The sequence below is a fragment of the Paenibacillus sp. FSL F4-0100 genome, assembly GCF_037993005.1.
GTDB lineage: Bacteria > Bacillota > Bacilli > Paenibacillales > Paenibacillaceae > Paenibacillus_AQ.
In genome coordinates, this window is record NZ_CP150303.1 from 1,535,462 (window position 1) to 1,550,616 (window position 15,155).

Here is a 15,155-nt window from a genome sequence, read left to right on the forward strand (position 1 = left end):
AAGTGAGAGGTTGGCTAATGGAAGTATGTGATCTCTATGAAAATCTGAAGGACGATGTCCGGCGTTATGCCAGATCCATTGCCAAGCATGCTTATGAAGCGGATGATCTGGTCCAGGATGCCTTTATGAAGGCCATTAAGGAGCCGAATCTGGCAGCTCTGCCCCTTCACAAGCAAAAGGCCTGGTTCTTCAGAGTCGTCAAAAATCGCATGATCGATATTAGCCGCCGGGAGAAGCGGCTCGTATCGTGGGAGGATGATCTGGACGTCGCCGAGCTCCCCGTTTCAAGCCGCAATATTGAAATGACGGAATGGCTCGCCCGTTTGCCGCAATCGCAAAGCGATATTGTGTTTAAGCGCTTTTGGCTCGGGATGTCCAGCCAGGAAATTGGTGAGCAACTGGGCATGCCGGCAGCCACGGTTCGGTACAAATTGCAAACTGCCATTAAAAAATTGAGAAAACTATGGGAGGAAGATATGAAATGAGCAGAATAATCGAGAATGTAGGGATGTTGGATCTTACGCAGGCAACGGAGGAAACCGTAACAAGCATCGAACGGATCGGAAACGTGGGACTTGTAATCTACCGGGCAGAGACGGCACACCTGCTCACGCTGTTGAAAAATGCAGGCAATATCGGCAAGACGCTTGAAATTCCGGAGGGGCACCGTTATTACAGCGGCACGCTGCGATTGGACGAGGAATATTTTCAGCTTCTGGAGCAGCCGGACCGCGTGTTCGTTAACGGCACGGTCATTATCGATAAAGAAGTATCTCTTGAAGTATTCCAGAACGGTACGCTGCACCTGGTGGTCAACGGCCAGGTCTATGCTCCCCGGCATCTGGCCGGAGCTGTTACCGCTGCGTTGATCAAAGCGGGAGGAGCCAGCGCGGAAATACACGCGTATCAATACGAGCCCAGGTTCGAGTCCGGGAAGGTTCAATTGAATAATGCGTATCTGGCCTCCAGCAACGAGCCCATGGAGCTGGTGTTGAACGGCATAGTTCAGCTGGATAAGGAACTGGATATGGAGCAGTTCACGGCCCGAATTGAAAGTATCCGCGTTAACGGCAAGGCGGTTATTCATGAACATCAATCTCCTTATTTCTACGAAAAATTGAAAACGATAAACGGCTTGGTCGAGGTGATCCCGGCAGGCTTCGAATATGTAACCAAACCCGTAAGGCTAAACGCGAGAACCGCTCGGCGCTTTAAAGACCATAAGCTCTACACGAATAAGCCGCTCATTCTCGAGGCGGACGTGACCCGGGATGCCTTCAGCCAGGCCTTGTTAGAGATACAGTCGACTTCGTTCATCATTTGCAGCGAGGAGATCGAGGATTTGGTCTGGGAGCGCTGTCCCAACCTGAACACGGAAATCGTAAGTTATGAGCGGCTCTTTGTTTTCATCAACGGCGAGGAGACCTGGTCGAGGGATCAACTGCTGGCTTTGGGGCAGCCGGCTAGCTTTATCGTTGACGGGACCCTGACCTTTGACGATGACGTGACTGAGGAAGACATTAAGGCTTCGCTGTCCTCCCTGGATCTTTTCGGCGAAGTCGTTGTAGGGGAAAAAAGAATTAAAGGCATTTTGTACCCTTACCTTCGGGTAAACAATGGAAGTATCATAGTGAAGGGGACGGAAGAGGCGCTTGCAGGTATTGGTAATGTCGGAATGTTGTCGCTATAAAATGAAATGAGGAATGAAACCATGAATATCAATAATGAAGATATTGCCAAACAGCATGTTCGCGATCTCCGTCAGGAATTGGAACGATGCAGGATGGCAACGAAATTGCGATCTAAACGCAATCAAGCGGCCAACACCGCAACGACTGCACGTACAGTCGATGGAAAGTGGAAGTCGCTGCTTAATACCATCATCATGATGGGAAGAAGAATGCTCTAATCGGTTGAGCCGGTTATGGCACCAAACGAATCTATACGAATCGTCGATGCGATAAGCGTCGGCGATTTTTTTATTTTTAACTACCGATAGTTAAAAAAATATTGACACTTTCCATTCTTAGATTTAAAATTCTACCTATCGGTAGTTAAAAAAAGGAGTAGGATCATACGTTGAAAAAGAAAGACTTAACATCACTGCAGATCGTTGAGGCCGCCATCGGATTGTTTGCGGTTCATGGCATCGAGAAGACCAGCCTTGCGATGATTGCCGGCGAGGTGGGTATTACGAAACCGTCGATCTACTACCATTTTGCATCCAAGGATGAACTGGTGGAGCGCGTCTTTGATTATATGTTCAGCGATTATCATTTCGATCATTATTTCTCCCTGACCGAAATGAACGAGCACAACTTCGCGGAGAAGCTGTACCAAGGGGGATTGCGCATGTTTCCGGAGGAGGAAGAGGCTTTTGTGCGGGTCATGCGCCTATTGAATGAGTTCATGCTGACCGCAAATCGGAGTGCCAATTACGGCCAGCGGGTGATAGCTATGCAGCAATCGTTCCTGGACGGCTTTCGGGAACTGATGCGGTTAGGAGCAGACTTCGGGATCATTGAGCGGCAGAATGCAGATTCCAAAGCGTATGTTCTGGCACTGGTCATTGATAATATCACGAGTTATATCATGATGGATATTCGATTGGATTACCAAGCGATATGGAGGGAAGCGGTGAACAGTACCCTCAGGAAAGGAGCGGATATACTTGAATCACGGGATGGAATACAGTGACCTTGGATTATCAGCTTCTGACCGGATCCTGATTTGGGCGGTACCGCCGTTATTAGGCGCGGTTGTCGGCTGGTTTATACCTGCAATCGCGGATTGGGCAACGGGCCTCGCCTGGGTGCCTTTTCAAGGACCGCTGGAGTTAATCGCATCTATACAAGGACCTTGGGTCGTCATCGTAACCGCTATTCTGGGCTTGCTTGCGGGCATGGTACTCTCCCACATTGCCATTAAAGAAAGCCTTGCCGTTCGCCTGTCGGATCAAGAGATCAGACTTCGCATGCATGATGCCGAACAAACGTTTACGAGAGACGAGGTTTCTGCGGTCTTTCTGGATGGCAAGCAGCTGGTCCTGCTGGGCACTGAGGGGCAGGAACTCTACCGGGAGAAACCCGAAGCCAAGCGGGATGCCGTGGCCGAAGCCTTCAAGCGGCACGGTTACTCCTGGAGAGACCGTGATCCGTTCGCCGATCATTATGTCCGATGGGTTGCCGATTCGCCGGAACTAACGCCCAGCCTGAACGCGCTCTTCCTGGCACGGGAGAAGGCGATGGAGAACGAGGAAAAAGAGGATGCAGCCGATCTGCGCCGGGAACTATCGAAGCTTGGAATTACGGTGCGGGATGACGGAAAAAGACAATATTGGCGGCAGCACGGCCAGCGGCCATAATGGCCTTAGGAAGCAGTCGTAATTGTCCCGATCATACGCTACACACACTCATCACGCCCACCGCCGATGCCGCGATCATCGGCGGTTTTTTATAGGATCTTGCGTCACTGTTGGTTGCCATGACATTTGTCCCCCCTCTTATCGAACAAAATGACACCTCCCTCGCTCAAGCGAGCCTGCGGCAAACAATATCCCTCTATCGGCAAGACATCCGGCAGTCCTCTCTTCCCATGAGAAGTCTTACAATGAAAGCGATACCTCAGCGAAGGAGATGTCTTATGAATTTTGATCTGAATATCGTACCTTTCAGCCGAAGAGAGTCCTTCTTGGCAATTTCCCTCCTGCCCGCGGCAAAGGACCGCAGACCAGGACTTTACCTGCGAACCGTCCGCGGAGGAGATGACAAGTTTGGCGAGGCGTTTCTGATAGAGCTGCTAAACCGGCAGAGCGAGCCGGTTCCGTTTGAACCTATGGCATCACCCGACAAAATCAGGCTAAAGGCCTCCGATTCGGAGGGTCATGCGGACATTTGTTTATCGGACTCCCGGACCGTCCGATTCCGCTCGGAAGGCTGCGGCATCCGGCTTACCTTTTTTCCAGCAGCGTATGATTACGCCTATGAGACCCATCCGGACAGCTGGGAGGTGAACAGCTTCACACATGGCTGCCGCTTCATGCTGACCCGGCTTGCAGGCCAGATGGGCATGGAGGTCGAATGGAACGAGATTAAGAGCTCGCGGGTGACCGCCGACTTCTCCGTGGACGCGTTAACTAATATGGCGGAATTTGCGGTAGAGGAGTTCATGACCGTCATGACCCCGCGCAAGGAATGGGAGTCCTTCGACGAGGCGGTTCATAGCGTCCGGGAAGATTATGCCGCATGGCTGAACAACACCCTTACCGTCTCTGAGCGGTGGCAGGAAGCAAGGGAGCTCGCGGCCTATATCACCTGGTCCTGCGTGGTTCCGGCAGAAGGCTGTCTGACCCGCCCAGCCATGTATATGTCCAAGAATTGGATGACCAACATCTGGAGCTGGGACAACTGCTTTAACGCGATGGCCCTCGTGCGGCATCAGCCGGAGCTGGCCTGGGATCAGTTCATGATCTTTTTTGACCGGCAGGATGAGAGCGGCCTGATCCCTGACTTCGTGAACGATAAATACGAGCTTTGGAATTGCAACAAACCACCGATTCACGGCTGGACACTGGCCTGGATGATGCGTCGGACCGATTTCATTAAGGAGACCCAACTGCGCGAGGTCTATGGCCCGTTATCCAAATGGACGGAGTGGTGGTTCACGCACCGGGACCATGACGGCGACGGCATTCCCCAGTATAACCACGGCAACGATTCAGGCTGGGACAACAGCACGGCGTTTAATAACGGCATTCCCGTCGAGAGCCCTGATCTTGCCGCCTATCTCATTATTCAGATGGAGACGCTGGCCGAAATCGCAGGTTTGCTGGGCCTGACCGAGGAGTCGAGCCAATGGAGACAGAGAGCGGACGATACGCTGGACCGCATGATCGGGCACTTCTGGAAGGATGGCCGGTTCACGGCCTGTCGCTCGGGAACGCATGAGGTATCCGAGGGAGACAGCTTGCTGCTGTTCGTTCCCATCCTGCTGGGAAGACGCCTTCCCGAGTTTATTCGCAAGGCTCTACTGGAAGGACTTCGGGATGAAAGCCGATTCCTGACAAGCAACGGCTGGGCTACCGAGAGCGTAAGCAGCCGCTATTATAAGGCGGACGGATATTGGCGCGGGCCGATCTGGGCTCCTTCCACGATGCTGCTGGTGGAAGGGGTAGCGGCAGCTGGGGATATGGAGCTGGCGACGGAGATTGCGCAGCGGTACTGCCGGATGGTCAGTCTCAGCGGCATGGCCGAGAATTTTGATGCCCTGACCGGTGCGGGGCTTCGTGATCGGGCGTTCACCTGGACCTCCAGTGTATTTTTGATTCTTGGACATGAATACACCCTATAAGTGCGTGTTCAAAAAGGTCGATTTTCAGCACCGAGAAGGTTGGATGAAGCTAGGGACGTCAGGAGCGGAGTGTACGTTTTGGGTACGTGAGCACCGGAAGTCCCGGCTGAATTCAAGATTCGATGTCGAGCTGCTTCCTGATTCGCTTCGTGATCAAAAGCGGACTTTTTGAACAACCTCTATAACGATGACGGACAAATACTTCTTCCCGGGCTTTTGCCTAGCGGGGGAGGTGCTTTTTCCGTTTCCTCTCCGTTTCCAGTTGCCGCCTAATTACAAGCCCTTTGTTCGGGTTTATAATGAAAGCGGTATCAAGGACGGGTTAGCAGTCCTGCCGCATGGCGAACGAGTGGACGAAAGTTTCACGATACGATACGACAACGGGGAGAGTAACCATGAATCTTCAGGGGATCAAAGATCGAGTGGGCCGGCTGTTCACCGGCACCTATCACAGTATACGAACGAAGCTGCTTACTTGTTTTTTAGTCGTCACCCTGATTCCGCTGTTCTCGCTTGGCGGACTTTCCTATTATCAATCCGCTAAAGTGATTAACTCCCAGTTCGGCAAATACGGCGATAATGCCGTAGCGCAGCTGGAGCAGCAGACCAGTTCGGCATTAGGGCGGATGAAGCAGACGGCGGAAACAATTTATTCCTATTTACTGGACCCGAGCCATTCGGGGATCGGAGCCGGGACGCCATCCACATACGGCGACATTATGGAGAAGAACGACTTCGAATCGTTATTGAAGTCTCTTCGGACGCAGCTGACAGCGGGAATTTATATCATTACGACCTCCGGCTATTACTATGGGGAGAACAATCTGGATGTGAATAAACTCGGCAATATCCCGATGTGGAGCACAAGGCCGAAGGCCTATGCCGGGACGTATTGGCTCGGTTTTTACAAACAGGATCATTCCATTAAGAGCAGTGATAGCGATAACGTGCCGGTCATCGGGCTCGCCGTACCGATCCACCACCCGGACAAGGCTCAGGACGGCAGCATCATCCTCATTGAGGAGAGTGCCGAGGAGCTGCTGCGCAGTTATGCCAAGTTCGAGGCCGACACGCACGCCCACCTGCTCATTACATCGCCGGACGGCACGATCGTGTATGAGACGGATGCTCCGTATACGCCCCATGACAACGATGTGACCTGGTCCCGGACGCTTGGCGTCAACCAATGGACCATGGAAGCCAGAGTTCCCGCTAAGGCTTTCTATCAATCCTCGGGCGTTATCCGGGCGAACACGATGGTTGTTGCCATCGTCTCCTGTTTGCTCGCTTTTGGCATTGCTTATCTGTTCTCCTCCCGGTTCACCTCACGAATTCGGACCTTGAAGGACTCGATGCAGAAGGTGAGCTTTGGCAAGCTGGATACCCGTACGCCAATCGAGGGCAGGGATGAACTGGGCAGTCTCGATATGAGTTTTAACCGGATGGTTACGGGCGTGCAGACACTGATTGGCGAAGTGGAGCAGAGCGAGCGGCTGAAAAAAGAGGCGGAGCTGCGTGCATTCCATTATCAGATCAACCCCCATCTGCTGTTCAATACACTCAACTCCATCCAGTGGAAAGCCAGGCTGCAAGGCGCGGAGGACATCCGTCAGATGCTGTATCATCTGACGATGGTGCTGGAGGGGAATTTGGATATCTCGCAGGAGCTGGTCACGTTGAACAGGGAGCTGCGCATGATCGGTCACTTTTTGAAAATCCAGGAGATCAGGTACGGCGAGGTGTTCCGTTATATGCTGGATTGCGATGAGGCGTTTCTGCCTTATTTGATTCCACGGATGACGCTTCAGCCGCTGTTTGAAAACATTTTTTTCCATGCCTTCACCGATGGTCAGGGAGAGATACATGTCAAGGTCGAGGAGGATCATGACGAGCTGGTGCTTACGCTTCGCGATAACGGGGCCGGCATCAAGGAGGAGAAGCTCGCTCAGTTATTCTCGCCGGAGATGAAGCGGAAGGGACGCGGCGGGCTTGGCGTGCGGAACGCCGATCAGAAATTCAAGCTGCATTTTGGTCCGCTATACGGACTGAAGGTACATTCGATTAAGGGAGAAGGAACAACGATCACCATACGCTGGCCGAAAAAGGAGGAGTCTTTCGATGATGAAAGCAGGGTACTTTAAGGTGTTGATTGCCGATGATGAGAGCATTGTGCGTAAGGGACTCCGCTCCACGGTGCCGTGGGACCGATTCGGGATGGAGGTTGTGGCGGACAGCCCCAACGGTCAGGCGGCTTGGGAGGCGTTTCTGGAGTTTCGCCCGCAGGTCGTCATTACGGATATCGTCATGCCGGAGATGGATGGAATCGAGCTGTCGCGCAAGGTGAAGGAGGTCGCGCCGGAAACCCGAATCATTCTGCTCAGCTGCCACCGGGATTTCGAGTATGCCCAAGAGGGGATGCGGCTTGGCGCCTCGGGATATCTGCTGAAAACCGCCTTCGAGGACGAAGAACTCGAAGCGATGCTGGGAAAATTCCAGCGTGAGCTGTCCGATACGCCGTCCTACGCGCACGAGTTGGCAGAGCAGATTTCTGCTCACCTGTTTGCTTGGCTGAACGGTCATAGCGATCGTTTCCCGGGAGAACTCCGGCAGCTCTGCAGTCGTGTGGGGCAGGGGGAGTGCAAGCCCATCTCCCTCTATCTGATCAAGACGGCGGGCTGCAGCAGCAATTGGGAGGGGCTGCTTCAGGAACAGGGCTCCGACGAGCCGGGTTTGCGCTGCAGCAAGCTGATTCACTACGGCGCGGACAGCTGCTATTGGGCCGTACCGGAGGAGTTTAAGGGAGCGGCTGACAGCTTGCTGGTGGAGATCAAGAGCCGGTGCGGGAAGCTCACATGGAATTCGCGGGAATGTCTTCACGATTCGGAGGATGTGCAGGCAGCTTTTCAATCCTTGCATAAGGAAGCCGAGCTGGAACGGGTGTACGGTCTTAGCGGGGAGCAGTGGCCTGAGCCGATTCTGCACGCGGTCCATCTCCTGCATGAACATCCCGCGGACGAGTGGTCGGCAGCGGAGCTGGCCCAGAAGGTGGGGCTGAGCCGCAGCCATTTTTCGATCCTGTTCAAGAAAACGATTGGCGACAGCTTTATCACATTCCAATATAAACGCAAGCTCCGCCTCGCCTATGGCCTGCTGCGCGAAACTTCCTTAACGATGCAGGAGATCGCCGAGAAGACCGGGCTTGGCGACAGCAAATATTTCAGCAAATGGTTCAAGCGCTGCACAGGTCAGACGCCAAGCCAATACCGTGCCGAACAAAAAGGGGAATCATTGTAAACAAATGAACACCCAAGGGCGAAAGTTCGAACAAAAATACGATCATCTGCGAATCAGCGCACGTTTTGAACCGCTTTCATCCGAGTTATGATGAAAGCGGTTCAATTCATATCAACTCAATACTTTAGGGGAGCTGACAATATGAAAAAGAAAATGTCATGGATCGCGTTGGTTTCGGTTATGACGTTAATGGCATCCTTGCTGGCCGCATGCGGCGGCAGCGGCGGGACCGGAGCATCGAAGGAGCCGGATGGCAAGGCATCGGGCGCGGCGACAACGCTTCGCTTCGCTACCTGGGATACGGGAGATGCGCTGAAGATCGAGCAGGAGATCGCCAAGAAGTTCGAGGAATCGCATCCTGGCACGAAGGTTCAGGTGGAGGCTTATGCCGACGGATTCGATCAGAAGCTGGCCGCCGGTTTTGGTGCAGCCAATCCGCCGGACGTGATGTATATGTGGGATTTTCCGACGTATCACCAATCCCTGGAGCCGCTGGACGGCTACGCGTATAAGGATGAGGATTTGAATATCGATGATTTTTACCAAGGATTGTTTAACTACGGCAAGATCGATAATCAGCTATACGGAATCCCGGCGGGCTTTACGACCCGGGTGGTGTACTACAACAAGAAGATGTTCGACGATGCGGGCATCGCCTATCCGAGCGATGGATGGACATGGAAGGAATTCCAGGAGAATGCCCAGAAACTGACGGATAAATCCAAGAAGCAGTATGGCTTCGGCGTACGAGCCGAGAACGATACGTATGACCTGCAAGGGTTCGTATGGAGCAACGGCGGTTCCTTCATTTCCGAGGACGGCACAACGATTGAAGGCTACATGAACAGCAAGGAAACGGCGGAAGCCATTCAGATGCTCGGCGATATGCTCAAGAACGGCTCAGCCGTCCTGACTGGAGGCAAAGGGCAGCAGAGCGGGGAGGATATTTTCAAAGCCGGCAAAATTGCCATGTGGGAGAGCGGTATCTGGCCGCTGGAATCCTTCAGGGAAGCTGGAATCGACGTGGGTACGGTGGAAATGCCGGCCTTCGAGGGCAAGCCTGTAAAGGGCGTATTGGCCGAATCCGCGCTGTCGATAGCGAAGGATTCCAAGAACAAGGATCTGGCGTGGGAGTTCATTAAGTTCTACGTATCGGATGAAGCGATCAAAATGCGCGTGGCCGACCTTCCGGTCCGGGTCAGCGTGGTGAACGAGCTGAAGAAGGATCAGGATCCGCTCTACAAGCCGTATTACACGATGCTGGAGCGTTCGGACAATACGCCGGCCTTCCTGCTGAATCCGAAATGGAACGAAGTGAACCGCCAGCTGTCGGCAGCTGTGGAATCCGCCATGTTTGGCAGCGATGCCCAGGAGGTTCTGAACCAAGCGGTGAAGGATAGCGAACGCTATTTGAAATAAACGAAGAAAGAAGGTTCGCGAATATGGCCCATACTGAAGTGCCTTACTCACAACAGCAGACAGCGGCCCCGAAGCGACTTGGACCAAAACGTTGGGGTGGGGCCGTGCCCTACCTCTTCATTTTTCCATGGATATTCGGTTTCCTGGTTTTCACGCTTGGTCCGCTGCTGTTTTCCCTCGTCATTTCGTTTTTTGATTGGCCGATCGTAGGCCAAGTGACTTTTGTCGGCATCGACAACTATGTGGAGATGTTCTCGAACGATCCGTTGTTCTGGAAATCGCTGATGGTTACGTTAAAGTTCGCGGCTTTGTTCGTTCCGCTGAACATCATCGTGGCTTTGGGACTCGCCATGCTGCTGAATCAAAAGGTGAGAGGGAGTGCATTCTTCCGCACCGCCTTCTACCTGCCGTCGGTCATTTCCGGCGTTGCCCTCGCCATGATCTGGTCTTGGGTGTACAGCGGGGATTACGGGATCCTGAATTTTTTCTTATCGCTTGTCGGCATCGAAGGCCCGGACTGGCTGAACGATACGAAGTGGTCCCTGGTCGCCATGGTTATTGCAAGCCTGTGGGGACAGGGCTCGATGATGCTTATTTTTCTGGCGGGTCTCAAAGGCATTCCGAAGGACCTGTATGAGTCGGCCTCGATAGATGGAGCGGGCAAGATCAGGCAGTTCTTCAATGTGACCATCCCGATGATCACGCCGACCCTGCTGTTTAACCTGATTACGTCCATCATTGCGGCCTTCCAGCAATTGACGCTGGCGCTTCTGCTTACGGGCGGTGGCCCGCTGAAGTCGACGTTTTTCTATGCGATGTACATGTACGAGAATGCGTTCAAGTATTTCAAGATGGGTTATTCCGCAGCCAATGCCTGGTTCATGTTCCTGATCGTGCTAACGCTGACGTTCCTCGTGTTCAAGTCTTCGGAGGCCTGGGTGTTCTATGAGGGCGAGATGAAGAAGGAGAAGGCGAAGCCAAAGCGTAACAAAGCAGGCGTACCTGCCGGCAGAGAGGGGCGTTCCGCATGAAAAAAGTAATCACGTACACACTGCTCATCTTGTGCTCCCTGCTGTTCATTGCGCCGCTCTTCTGGGCTATCACGACAGCACTGAAGTCGCAGCAGGAGCTGTATCTGTTTCCTCCAAAATGGTTGCCTTCCGTGTGGAGATTCAGCAATTTCGCGGAAGCCTGGAGCATTCAGCCGTTCAACCTGTTTTTGAAAAATACGCTGATCGTGACGCTGCTGTCGACGCTCGGGCAGCTCATATCGTGCACGCTGGTGGCATACGGGTTCGCCCGGTTTCAGTTCAAGGGACGGGATGCGCTATTTTTGATCGTGCTTGCCACCATGATGATTCCGTGGGAAGTGACCATGATTCCACAGTATATGGAGTTCAACTACCTGGGCTGGATCAATACGCTCAAACCGCTCATCGTACCTTCCTGGTTTGGTTCCGCCTACTTCATTTTTCTGCTGCGCCAGTTCATCATGACCTTGCCGAAGGAGCTGGATGAAGCGGCAACGATTGACGGGGCGGGCAAAATGACGGTTTTGCTGCGGATCATCGTGCCGCTGATGGGACCCTCGCTCATTCTGGTGGCCGTGTTCCATATGATGAGCTGCTGGAACGATTATCTGGGTCCGCTCATCTTCCTGAATGATCAGACGAAATATACGCTGACGCTGGGGTTATCCCAATTCAAGGGTATGCACGGCGTCGATATGCAATCCATTATGGCGATCACCTGCCTGATCTCGATCCCGCCGCTGGCCGTATTTTTCTTTGCGCAGCGTTATATCGTTGGCGGCATTGCCACGACGGGGATCAAGGGTTAAAGGTGCCGGTGATAAGAGGCATCCACGATTGATATGAAGCATGAAACAGCATCAGAACATAGAAATGCGTGTTTAAAAAGTCATGGAAAGATGACTTTTTGAACTACCTCTAGAAGACTAGACTGCTTGGGAAAGGATGGAGAGATATATGAAAGACCATCGTATCGGCCGCGACTGGGATGACCTAAGCGTGCTGGAACGGAACCGGGCGAAAAGCCGGGCCTATTTCATTCCGTTCGCGGATGCGGACGGAGCGTTAAGCTATGACAGAGGCAGTTCGGCTTGGTACCAATCGCTGAACGGGGTGTGGAAATTCCACTATGCCGAGGAGCCGGAGACAGCTCCTGAAGTTTTTTATGAAGAAGATTACGATGTATCGGCCTGGGATGACCTCCCGGTTCCGGGGCACTGGCAGCTGCAGGGCTACGGCCATCCTCATTACACGGATTTGTACTATCCATTCCCCGTGGATCCGCCGCATGTGCCAAATGCGAATCCGACCGGAAGTTACGTACGCGAGTTCGAGCTTCCGGAGCATTGGGACGGCAGGAAGATTTGCGTCAAATTCGACGGGGTGGACAGTGCGTTTCATGTGTGGCTAAACGGGTCGTTTATCGGCTATAGCCAGGGAAGCCGGCTGACCTCCGAGTTTGATCTGACGCCTTATGTGAAGACCGGCGTAAACAAGATATCGGTTCGGGTATACCAGTGGTCTGATGGAAGCTATCTGGAAGATCAGGACATGTGGTGGATGAGCGGCATTTTCCGGGATGTGTATCTGGTAGCCGAGCCGTCAGCGCTTCGCATCAACGACTTCCGCGTAACGACCGATCTGGATGCGGAGTATCTGAATGCCAAGCTGAACGTGCGTTTGGAACTGGAAGGAAGAGAGCATGGCTCCGTCCAGTTGCGGTTGTTGAATGGAGCCGGAGTGGAAGTAGGGTCAGCCGGGAAGGATGTCTCGCACTCCGCCGTGGAGGACTTTGAGATCAAGGTAGCCGGTCCGGATTTATGGAGTGCCGAGTCCCCGGCACTGTACCACTTGGTGATCATCTTGCAGGATGCTCAAGGGGGAACGCTGGAGACGGTGGCGCAGCGCGTCGGCTTCCGCTCCATTGAAGTGAAGGACGGACAGCTCCTGGTAAATGGCAAGACAATCCTGCTTAAAGGCGTCAACCGCCATGACCATCATCCGGATACGGGCCGAACCGTCACCCTGTCCACGATGCTCGAGGACATCCGTATGATGAAGCAGCACAACATCAATGCCGTACGGACCGCTCATTACCCGAACGATCCCCGGTTCTACGAGCTGTGCGACGTGTATGGGCTGTACGTGATGGAAGAGACGGATCTGGAGACCCACGGCTTCGAGCCGCTCGGCAACATTTCCCGCTTGAGCGATGATCCGGAGTGGAAGGAAGCCTATGTGGACCGTGTCCGCCGAATGGTGGAACGGGATAAGAACCATCCGTCCGTGCTATTCTGGTCCCTCGGCAACGAATCCGGCTTCGGCTGCAATTTCCGTGCGATGGCGGAATGGTGCCGGGAGAATGATCCAACGAGGCTGATTCATTACGAGGAGGACCGCGAAGCCGAGGTGTGCGACGTGGTGAGCACCATGTATTCCTCCGTCGAGAAGATGGAGGGATTCGGCAAAATGACTGATCATCCCAAGCCGCATATTCTGTGTGAATTCGCGCATGCGATGGGCAACGGGCCCGGCGGTCTGCGTCCCTACTTCGATACCTTTGAAGCGCATCCCCGCCTTGCGGGCGGTTTCGTGTGGGAGTGGATCGATCACGGGCTGAGCAGAAGGACGCCGGACGGCAGGATGGATTATGCATACGGCGGTGATTATGGCGATGTTCCAAACAACAGCAATTTTGTTATTGACGGTTTGGTCCGTCCGGACCGGACGCCTTCACCTGGACTTCTGGAATACAAAAAGGTCATTGAACCGGTCCGCATGTCGATGCGAAGACACGGTGTGCTTCATATCATGAACCGCTATGATTTCATTTCGCTGGATCATCTGGTGGCCCATTACCGGGTGTTGGCCGATGGACAGCTTGTCCATAGCGGAGCGCTGGAGCTTCCCCGCATCGATGCAGGCACAAGCACGGAGTTAAGCCTCCAGAAGATTTTGGAGCAAGCGACAATAGGCGTGAGTCCTTATGCCGAGCTGTGGTTTGAGGTATCCCTCTCGCTGGCTGCGGACTGCCGCTGGGCGGAACGGGGACATGAGGTGGCATGGTCCCAGTTTCTGCTGCGGGAATCGTCCAAGCCTGAATTCGAGCAAACGGCCGCATTGCGGCGGGGACCACTACAGGTCACCGAGGAGAAGCACGAGCTTAAGGTGGGAAATGGCAGCTTTCAGCTGTCACTCGGTTCGCTTCATTCCGGATTTGAGAGCTTATTCCTGCATGGCAAAAGAATCACGCTTGGCGGACCGGCGCTGAATTTCTGGCGTCCGCCGATTGATAATGATATGTACGTGCTGCCGGATTGGCGTAAGGCCCATCTGGACCGACTCTCCGAGCGGATCGATCATTTCGAATGGAAGCGACTGGACCAAGACAGCGTGGAGGTGCGGCGGATTTCCCGGATTGCGCCGCCGGTATATGATTGGGGCTTCCGCTGCGAAACGACCTATACGATCACTTCCAGCGGCCTGATTATCATGGATGTGAAGGGTGAGCCGATCGGCACGCCGCCCGCCATGCTGCCGAAAATCGGATTGCAAATGCAAGTCGCGGGAGACATGGAACATGTCCGGTGGTACGGCAGAGGACCTGGGGAAAGCTATCCGGACAGCCTGGAAGCGGGACGGTTCGGGGAATACCGCAGCACTGTGGACGGCTTGTTCACGCCGTATATTTATCCGCAGGAGAATGGGAACCGATCGGATGTCCGCTGGATCTCGCTCGCGGATGGCGCTGGATTGGGGCTCCTCGCCGTTGGCGAGCATTTCTTGAATTTCAGTGCAAGCCGGTACACCGACCAGGATGTGGAGTCCGCGGCGCATGCCAGCGACCTTGTTCCACGCAGCTTCATTACGCTGAATCTGGATTACCGACAGAACGGACTAGGCAGCAACAGCTGCGGTCCGGCACAGTCTCCGGAGCATTCGATCAAGCCGGAGCCGTTTTCGTTCCGCATTCTCCTGAAGGCATACGCTGCCGAGGATACCGATCCGGTAAGACTGAGCCGGCGGATGCGCTCGGAAGCGGAATTATACAAGTAACCGACT

General features: G+C 53.8%; 12 protein-coding genes. All 12 read left to right on the forward strand.

What is annotated here, in order from left to right; translation table 11 throughout:
* The first annotated feature begins 17 nt into the window (after positions 1-17).
* The 12 genes from MHH48_RS06705 to MHH48_RS06760 all read left to right on the forward strand — a co-directional run bounded on the left by MHH48_RS06705 (position 18) and on the right by MHH48_RS06760 (position 15,149).
* Positions 18-485 (forward strand): RNA polymerase sigma factor, encoded by a 468-nt coding sequence (locus tag MHH48_RS06705; RefSeq protein ID WP_076322832.1) that lies wholly within the window; start codon positions 18-20, stop codon positions 483-485.
* Complete coding sequence (locus MHH48_RS06710) at positions 482-1,690, forward strand: hypothetical protein (protein WP_076322833.1); 1,209 nt, start codon at positions 482-484, stop codon at positions 1,688-1,690. The genes MHH48_RS06705 and MHH48_RS06710 overlap by 4 nt, the downstream gene beginning before the upstream one ends.
* Positions 1,691-1,711: 21 nt before the next feature.
* Positions 1,712-1,909 carry a hypothetical protein gene (locus tag MHH48_RS06715; RefSeq protein ID WP_076322834.1) on the forward strand — a complete coding sequence of 66 codons (198 nt, stop codon included), beginning with the start codon at positions 1,712-1,714 and terminating at the stop codon, positions 1,907-1,909.
* Between the two features lie 170 nt (positions 1,910-2,079).
* Entirely contained in the window at positions 2,080-2,697 is a 618-nt protein-coding gene (locus MHH48_RS06720; RefSeq protein WP_076322835.1) for a TetR/AcrR family transcriptional regulator, read from the forward strand.
* Complete coding sequence (locus MHH48_RS06725) at positions 2,672-3,364, forward strand: hypothetical protein (RefSeq protein WP_076322836.1); 693 nt, start codon at positions 2,672-2,674, stop codon at positions 3,362-3,364. The genes MHH48_RS06720 and MHH48_RS06725 overlap by 26 nt, the downstream gene beginning before the upstream one ends.
* A gap of 278 nt (positions 3,365-3,642) precedes the next feature.
* The gene (locus tag MHH48_RS06730; protein ID WP_076322837.1) at positions 3,643-5,349 is read left to right on the forward strand and encodes a trehalase family glycosidase; all 1,707 of its coding nucleotides are present in this window, start codon (positions 3,643-3,645) and stop codon (positions 5,347-5,349) included.
* Positions 5,350-5,687: 338 nt separating this feature from the next.
* Positions 5,688-7,490, forward strand: coding sequence for a sensor histidine kinase (locus tag MHH48_RS06735; protein WP_256720546.1), 1,803 nt, complete (start codon positions 5,688-5,690; stop codon positions 7,488-7,490).
* Positions 7,468-8,643 carry a response regulator gene (locus tag MHH48_RS06740; protein WP_083659670.1) on the forward strand — a complete coding sequence of 392 codons (1,176 nt, stop codon included), beginning with the start codon at positions 7,468-7,470 and terminating at the stop codon, positions 8,641-8,643. Before MHH48_RS06735 ends, MHH48_RS06740 begins: the two co-directional genes overlap by 23 nt.
* A 141-nt stretch (positions 8,644-8,784) precedes the next feature.
* Positions 8,785-10,062 carry a sugar ABC transporter substrate-binding protein gene (locus MHH48_RS06745; RefSeq protein ID WP_076322839.1) on the forward strand — a complete coding sequence of 426 codons (1,278 nt, stop codon included), beginning with the start codon at positions 8,785-8,787 and terminating at the stop codon, positions 10,060-10,062.
* A gap of 23 nt (positions 10,063-10,085) precedes the next feature.
* Complete coding sequence (locus MHH48_RS06750) at positions 10,086-11,093, forward strand: sugar ABC transporter permease (RefSeq protein ID WP_076322840.1); 1,008 nt, start codon at positions 10,086-10,088, stop codon at positions 11,091-11,093.
* Positions 11,090-11,902 (forward strand): carbohydrate ABC transporter permease, encoded by an 813-nt coding sequence (locus tag MHH48_RS06755; protein ID WP_053489640.1) that lies wholly within the window; start codon positions 11,090-11,092, stop codon positions 11,900-11,902. Before MHH48_RS06750 ends, MHH48_RS06755 begins: the two co-directional genes overlap by 4 nt.
* 148 nt (positions 11,903-12,050) lie before the next feature.
* A complete protein-coding gene (locus MHH48_RS06760) occupies positions 12,051-15,149 on the forward strand; it encodes a glycoside hydrolase family 2 TIM barrel-domain containing protein (RefSeq protein ID WP_076322841.1) in 3,099 nt (1,032 codons plus the stop codon).
* The last annotated feature ends 6 nt before the right edge of the window (positions 15,150-15,155 follow it).

Bases quoted from the DNA above. Each gene is read 5' to 3' on its own strand.
- MHH48_RS06705 (WP_076322832.1), top strand. From the start codon at position 18: ATGGAAGTATGTGATCTCTATGAAAATCTGAAGGACGATGTCCGGCGT.
- MHH48_RS06710 (WP_076322833.1), top strand. From the start codon at position 482: ATGAGCAGAATAATCGAGAATGTAGGGATGTTGGATCTTACGCAGGCA.
- MHH48_RS06715 (WP_076322834.1), top strand. From the start codon at position 1,712: ATGAATATCAATAATGAAGATATTGCCAAACAGCATGTTCGCGATCTC.
- MHH48_RS06730 (WP_076322837.1), top strand. From the start codon at position 3,643: ATGAATTTTGATCTGAATATCGTACCTTTCAGCCGAAGAGAGTCCTTC.
- MHH48_RS06735 (WP_256720546.1), top strand. From the start codon at position 5,688: ATGGCGAACGAGTGGACGAAAGTTTCACGATACGATACGACAACGGGG.
- MHH48_RS06740 (WP_083659670.1), top strand. From the start codon at position 7,468: ATGATGAAAGCAGGGTACTTTAAGGTGTTGATTGCCGATGATGAGAGC.
- MHH48_RS06745 (WP_076322839.1), top strand. From the start codon at position 8,785: ATGAAAAAGAAAATGTCATGGATCGCGTTGGTTTCGGTTATGACGTTA.
- MHH48_RS06750 (WP_076322840.1), top strand. From the start codon at position 10,086: ATGGCCCATACTGAAGTGCCTTACTCACAACAGCAGACAGCGGCCCCG.
- MHH48_RS06755 (WP_053489640.1), top strand. From the start codon at position 11,090: ATGAAAAAAGTAATCACGTACACACTGCTCATCTTGTGCTCCCTGCTG.
- MHH48_RS06760 (WP_076322841.1), top strand. From the start codon at position 12,051: ATGAAAGACCATCGTATCGGCCGCGACTGGGATGACCTAAGCGTGCTG.